Annotated in this window: 6 protein-coding genes; 1 reads left to right on the forward strand and 5 read right to left on the reverse strand. The window is 74.9% G+C overall.

The genetic code is table 11. The annotated features are described in order from the left end of the window. Positions 1–56: 56 nt before the first annotated feature. From HP507_RS01905 to HP507_RS01915, 3 genes are read right to left on the reverse strand one after another with little or no spacing between them, the layout of a single operon-like run. The gene (locus tag HP507_RS01905) at positions 57–944 is read right to left on the reverse strand and encodes a glycosyltransferase family 2 protein (protein ID WP_175350181.1); all 888 of its coding nucleotides are present in this window, start codon (positions 942–944) and stop codon (positions 57–59) included. After that, the gene (gene rfaE2 / locus HP507_RS01910) at positions 941–2,434 is read right to left on the reverse strand and encodes a D-glycero-beta-D-manno-heptose 1-phosphate adenylyltransferase (protein WP_175350182.1); all 1,494 of its coding nucleotides are present in this window, start codon (positions 2,432–2,434) and stop codon (positions 941–943) included. Before rfaE2 ends, HP507_RS01905 begins: the two co-directional genes overlap by 4 nt. Next, positions 2,431–3,867: an aldehyde dehydrogenase family protein gene (locus HP507_RS01915; RefSeq protein WP_175350183.1), complete on the reverse strand. Its 1,437-nt coding sequence runs from the start codon at positions 3,865–3,867 to the stop codon at positions 2,431–2,433. The genes rfaE2 and HP507_RS01915 overlap by 4 nt, the downstream gene beginning before the upstream one ends. 145 nt (positions 3,868–4,012) lie before the next feature. Between HP507_RS01915 and HP507_RS01920 the strand changes: the two genes are divergently transcribed. Continuing rightward, complete coding sequence (locus tag HP507_RS01920) at positions 4,013–5,101, forward strand: glycosyltransferase family 9 protein (protein ID WP_175350184.1); 1,089 nt, start codon at positions 4,013–4,015, stop codon at positions 5,099–5,101. A 95-nt stretch (positions 5,102–5,196) separates the two neighbouring features. Here the strand turns inward: HP507_RS01920 and HP507_RS01925 are convergent, their stop codons facing one another. Then, complete coding sequence (locus HP507_RS01925) at positions 5,197–5,901, reverse strand: SDR family oxidoreductase (protein WP_175350185.1); 705 nt, start codon at positions 5,899–5,901, stop codon at positions 5,197–5,199. A gap of 63 nt (positions 5,902–5,964) precedes the next feature. After that, the coding region (locus HP507_RS01930) for an adenylyltransferase/cytidyltransferase family protein (RefSeq protein ID WP_254700874.1) at positions 5,965–6,546 on the reverse strand (582 nt) is incomplete at its 5' end.

A 6,546-nucleotide genomic window follows, 5' to 3' on the forward strand; every position in this document is an offset into this window, starting at 1 on the left:
GACGACGCTACGGAGCCGTCCGGACGCTGCCATCCCGCCCGGGTCTCGACCACCCCCTACCGCGGTATGACTTCCTCCTGCCCGAAGACCACGTCCGGGGCGTCCACGCGGCGGTCGGTCACCGTCGTGGGCGCCTCGAGGTGCACGGCTCCGGAGGGCAGGATGCCCGTTCCACCGAACCGTTCCATCACCCGCCACTGGGCGACGACGTCCTCGCCCGCGTGCTCGGGCGGGAGCGTCGGCCAGAAGCCGAAGCCGCCGACGGCCTCGAGCGCCTCGCGGTCGTACAGCACGCAGGCACCGACCCAGGCGATGCGGTACGGCACCCACCCGCCGGGTTCGACGTCGAGTTCGGCGGCGAGGTGCGTCGGGTTCGCGGCGTTGTGGAGCGACCACCGGTCGAACGCGGGGACCCCGCGGCGCACCACCTCGGGGACGACCGGACCCTCCCACCGCTCGAACACCGCCGTCTCGTGCGGCCGCCGGTCCGCCAGGAAGGACAGTCCCTGCACGGGGCTCCCGACGAAGCCGCACCCCGTGCTGCGGAGGGCGTCGAGCATCCGGCCGATCGATCCCGGTTCGAGCCAGACGTCGTCGTCGAGGAACAGGACCGCCGGGGCCGCCGCGTTCTCGAGCAGGAACTGCCGGTGCTCGGCCAGCCCGCGGCGCTCCGGGTGCGTGAGCAGTGTGACCGGGCGGCCCTGCGCCTCGAGGACCCGGAGCATGGCGGCGACCGCCGGTTCGGCAGCGGCGTCGCCGTCCGCCGACTGGTCGCTGAGCACGAGCCCGAAGTCGACGTCGACCTGCGCGGCGAGGCCTGCCAGGGTCGTCGCGAGCGCCGCCGGACGACCGACGGTGGGGATGAGCACGTCGACGTCGACGGCGCGTGCGGAGTCCGCCGGTTCGGGGGTCTTCGCCCACGACCCGGACCAGCGGGCGGTCACGGTGCCGGGTCCGGTTCCGGTCGCGCGGCGGCTTCCCGGATGCGTCGGACGACCGCCGTGGTCGAGTGCTCGGGCACGTAGTCGACCATGACGACCTCGCCGCCGTAGCCACGGACGACCTCGGTCTCGCGGAGCATCTCGGGGGAGTAGTCGCCGCCCTTCACGTAGACCTCCGGGCGGAGCCGTTCGATGAGCGGGATCGGGGTGTCCGTCGCGAAGACCGTGACCAGGTCGACGCAGGCCAGTGCGGCGAGGACGCCGGCACGGTCCTCGGCGGGGTTGATCGGCCGCTCCGGGCCCTTCAACCGTCGCACCGAGTCGTCGTCGTTCAGGGCGACGACGAGCAGGTCGCCGAGGTCCCGGGCCTGCCGCAGGTACGTCGTGTGCCCGCGGTGGACGACGTCGAAGCACCCGTTCGTGAAGACGACCCGTCGTCCGGCCTGCCGGGCACGCTCGACGGCCTCGGCGAGCTCGTCGTGGTCGACCACGGTCGCGGCGGGGGCGGTCACGGACTCGAGGAGCGCCGCGGCGGTGCAGACGGACGTGCCGGCCTCGCGGACGACCACGTCGGCGGCGGCCTGCGCGACCGACACGGCGTCACGGAGCGGGGCACGGACCGCCAGGGCGACCGTCGCCGCGGCGCAGAACGTGTCGCCGGCGCCGGACGCCTGCTGCTCCGACGCGGGGGTGGCACGGGTGCGGAAGCCCAGGTCCGCACCCGGAGCGACCAGCACCGTGCCGTCGCGGTCGAGCGTGACCACCGCTGCCCGGGCACCCGTCCGGGCGAGGACCTCCGTGCCGGCGTCCACGATCGCGGGCACCCGGTCGGGACCGACGCCGAGCGCGCGGCCGAGCAGAGCGGCCGCCTCGCCCGCGTTCGGCGTGACGAGGTCGGGGTGCAGGGGTGCCCAGCGCGTGAGGTCGTGCGCGTCGACGACGACGGCCCCGGGCCGGTCGCGGTCGAGCATGGGGACGACGTCCTCGGCGCGGACGCCGAGGCCGTAGTCGCAGACCACCGCGGCGTCGGCGCAGCGGATCGCGCGGGCGACGGCCTCCGCGAGGCGGGTGCCGTGCTCGGCGGTGGGGGTCTCGGCGAGTTCGTCCACGCGGACGACGACGCGGTCGCCGCCGACCACTCGGGACTTCGTGGTGGTGCGGGTCCCCGCGACCTCGACCAGGAACGACGTGTCGACCCCGGCGGCCTCCAGGCGCTGGCGGAGCACCGCGCCGGCCTCGTCGTCCCCGATCAGTCCGACCATGCGGACGCGAGCGCCGAGGGCACGGGCGTTCACGGCGGTGTTGGCCGCGCCACCGGGCACGGCCACGGTCTCGGTGACCCGGACGACCGGTGCCGGGGCTTCTCGCGAGACCCGCTCGGCCTCGCCCACGGTCCAGCGGTCGAGGATGCAGTCGCCGATCACGACCACGAGCGGTTCGCGGTCGTCGACGGTGGCGACGAGGTCCCGGACGAGCCGGACGTCGGCGGTCATTCCGCGGCCTCCGTGTCCCGTGCCGACACCGGTGCGGGTGCCGCTTCGAGGTGGACGACGGTCGTGGTGGTCATCTCGTCGAGCAGGTGCGGGCCGTAGCCGAAGCCCGCGCCCGACGCACCGCGGGGCTGCGCGCTGCCGCCGGGCGCTCCGCCGAACACGGCGTTCACCTTCACGGTGCCGACCGGCAGCGACGCCGCGGCGTGCAGCGCGTGCCCGGTGTCGTTCGTCAGGACGGTCGCCGCCAGGCCGTACCGATCGGCGGCGGCCAGCCGGAGCCCCTCGTCGAAGTCATCGACGACACGCACCGGTGCGATCGGACCGAACGTCTCCTCGGTCATGACGAGCATGTCGTCCGTGACCCCGGTGAGGACGGTGGCGGGGTAGAACGCCCCGAGCCCGCCCGGCGTGACACCACCGGTCCGGGCCGACGCGCCGCGCTGCAGGGCGTCGTCGACGTGCTGCTGCACCGTCCGGCGGAGTCGCTCGTCCACGAGTGGGCCGTAGGACGCCGCGGGGGAGGCCGTCCGCTGCTCGGCCTCCGCGATGAGCGCGGCCACGAACGGCTCGGCGACGTCGCGGTGGACGTACACGCGCTCGACGCTCGTGCAGATCTGGCCGGTGTTCGCGAACGCGCCGAGGGCGACCTGAGCCGCCGCCCAGTCCGGGTCCACGCCGGCGTCCACGACGACCGCGTCGTTCCCGCCGTTCTCGCGGATGACGTGCGCGCGCGTCCGCGCCGCGACCTCGGCGAGGCGGTCCCCGGTGGCGGTCGAGCCGACGTGGGCGTACACGTCGATGCCGTCCTGGGCGAGCAGGAGTTCACCGGTCGCGGCGTCGCCGTCGACCCCGAGGAGCACCCCGTCGGGCAGGACCTCGGCGAGCAGCGCGTTGAGGCGGGCGATCGTGCCGGGGGAGCGTTCGCTGCCCTTGTGGACGACGGTGTTGCCCGTGACGATCGCGGCGCCGAGGATCCCGCACGCGACCGCGACCGGGTCGTTCCACGGCGTCAGCGCGAGGACCACGCCGCGGGGGTGCGGCACCGACCAGTCGGCCGCGCCGAACTGCCCGCGGAGGGCCTCGCCGCGGTGCACCGGACCCAGTTCGGCGTACTGCACGAGGGTGCCGACGCCGGCCTCGACACCGCCGAGCGCGTCGCCCGGGACCTTGCCGGTCTCCCGCGTGTTGAGCTCGGCGAGCTCCTGCGCGTGCGCCCGGACGTGCTCGGCCGCGGCGTGCAACAGCGCACCGCGCTCGGCCGGTGCGGTCCGCGCCCAGGCGGGTGCCGCGGCGCGTGCACGGGCGACCGCGTTCCGGACGTCGTCCTCCGTCGCCCGGCGCACGGTGGACGCGATCGAACCGTCGACCGGGTTCGTCACCACCAGGTCGCCGTCGAGGTCGGCTTCGGTCGAGAGCGGGGCTTCGAGCGTCATGGGGTCCTTCCGGGGAGCGGGCGGGAGTCGAACGCTGCTCGCCGGTGCCTGGGAGCGCTCCCGGGATCCGCGCTGCGCGTCCTCCGCCCAGGAGCGCGGAGGAGTGCTGGACGTCCGACCGGCAGCCGCCCGGTAGACGGGAGGGGTGCAGCAGATCGGCAACGGCGGAGAACGGTTCGAGGACGTCCGGGACATCGCGGTGCTCCGCGGCGGGGGACTGGGGGACCTGATGTTCGCCGTGCCGGCCATGGAGGCCCTGGCCGCCGCCTACCCCGAGGCCCGCATCACCCTGCTCGGCAGCCCGTCGGCGCCGTCGGTGCTCCGCGGCCGGACCGACGCCGTGCACGCGTTCGAGGAGCTCCCGGTCGTCCCGGGCGTCCGCGACTCCGGCGACGGCGCGCCCACCCCCGAGGACTTCTTCGGCCGCCTGGCCGGCCGGTTCGACCTGGCGGTGCAGGTGCACGGCGGCGGCCGCAACTCGAACCCGTTCCTGCTCCGCCTCGGCGCACGGCACACCGTGGGCACCGCGACCGAGGACGCCGAGGTGCTCGAGCGCTGGGTCCGGTACGTGTACTACCAGCACGAGGTGGTCCGGGCACTCGAGGTCGTGTCCCTCGCCGGCGCGGAACCCGTCACACTCGACCCCCGAGTCCGGGTGACGGACGAGGAACGAGCCGCCATGCGGGAGCGACTCGGCGTGACCGGTCACCTGGTGGCGATCCACCCGGGCGCCACGGATCCGCGTCGTCGCTGGAGCCCGGACCGGTTCGCCGCCGTGGCGCGCGCCCGGCTCGAGACCGGGGACCACGTCGTGCTCGTCGGCGACCGGTCCGACGTCCCGGCCTCGTCCGCGATCGTCGCCGCACTGCCCGCGGACCTCGTCGGACGCGTGCACGACCTCACCGGGTCCCTGCCGCTCGGCGAGCTGCCGGCGGTCCTCGCCGCGGCCGACGTCATGGTCGGGGACGACTCCGGCCCGAGGCACCTCGCGGTCGCGGTCGGTACGCCGACGGTGGGCGTGTTCTGGTTCGGCAACGTCGTCAACGCCGGACCGTTCGACCGTGGCCGGCACCGCGTGCACCTCTCGTTCGTGACGCGGTGCCCGGTCTGCGGGGTCGACGTGACGCAGGTCGGCTGGTCCGCGGAACGGTGCGAGCACGACCCGTCCTACGTCGACGAGGTGGAACCGCAGGCGGTCCTGGCGGACGTCGCCGACCTCCTCGCCACCACCTGACGGACGGGACGGTCCGGCCCTGAGCCCTTCCCCGTCACGGACTGGAGGCGCGGCACCAGCCGGTGCCGCGCCTCCAGTCCGTCAAGCGGTCGCGTCTACGGCCAGCTCGGCTCCGTCGCCGGCATGATCGACAGCTCGCGGATCTCGCAGCCCGCCGGCTGCGACAGCGCGAACAGGATCGCGTTCGCGACGTACTCCGGCTCGATGAGCTGCGCGTCCGGGCCCGGCTTGTACTGCTCGGTGCGGTCGGCGAAGAAGTTCGTGCGCATGCCGGCGGGGATGACGTTCGTGACCCCGACCGTGCCGCCCGTCTCCGCGGCGAGTGCCTGCGAGAACCCGCGGACGCCGAACTTCGACGCCGAGTACGCGGTGCCGTCGCCGACGCCGCGCAGCGCGAGCGACGACGAGACCGTGACGACCCGCCCGTGCGTCGCCTCGAGCGCGGGGAGCGCGGCGCGCACGACGGCGGCGGTGCCGAGCAGGTTGACGGCGACGATGCGCTCCCAGTCGCCGGACGAGATGCCGCCGATCGGGGCCGGCTTGTCGATCCCCGCCGCGGTCACGACGGCGTCGAGCCCGCCGTGGCGCTCGGCCGCTTCGCGGACGGCCCGCTCGGTCGCCTCGGTGTCCGTGACGTCGACCGCGACGGCGTCGAAGCCCTCGGGGACGGCGTCGACCTTCAGGTCGAGGACGATCGGGGTGCCGCCGGCCTCGGTGACGGCGGCGACGACCGCCGCTCCGAGTCCCGAGGCGCCGCCGGTGACGAGGACGCGGCCGATGGGGGTGGTGGGGACGGGCATGGACTTCCTTCCGTGGAGGGCGTGGTGCTGGTTCGTGGACGAGCGGTGGGCGGGTCGCCCGGCTCAGCCGACGTGTTCGAGTGCTGCGGCGAGTCGGGTGGTGGACCGTCCCGGGTGGAACGGCACCGTGACGACACGGCCACCCCACTCGGCGAGCGTCGCGGTCTCGGGCAGTTCGCTCGCGGTGTAGTCGCCGCCCTTCGCCCAGACGTCCGGGCGGAAGCGGCGGAGGGCTTCGTCAGGGGTGTGCTCGTCGAACACGACGACGGCGTCGACGCAGTCCAGTGCGAGCAGGAGTTCGACGCGGTCCTCCTGGCTCATGATCGGCCGGTCGGGGCCCTTGAGCGCGCGGACAGAGGCGTCCGAGTTCAGGCAGACCACCAGGCAGTCGCCGAGTGCGCGCGCCGCCGAGAGCGTGCGCGCGTGGCCGGCGTGCAGCAGATCGAAGCAGCCGCCGGTCGCGACGACCGTCCCGCCGGCGCTCCGGACGTCGTGCACGATGCGCATGGCGTCGCGGTCGGCGCCGGGCACCCGGACCGGTGCGGGACCGTCGTCGGCGAAGAGGGCGCCGACGCCCCCGGCGGCGAGGTACTCGGACGCAGCGGTGACGCCGGCGGTGACGGCCTCGGTCACGTCGGCGCCGGC

Source organism: Curtobacterium pusillum (assembly GCF_013359865.1).
Taxonomy (GTDB): domain Bacteria; phylum Actinomycetota; class Actinomycetes; order Actinomycetales; family Microbacteriaceae; genus Curtobacterium; species Curtobacterium pusillum.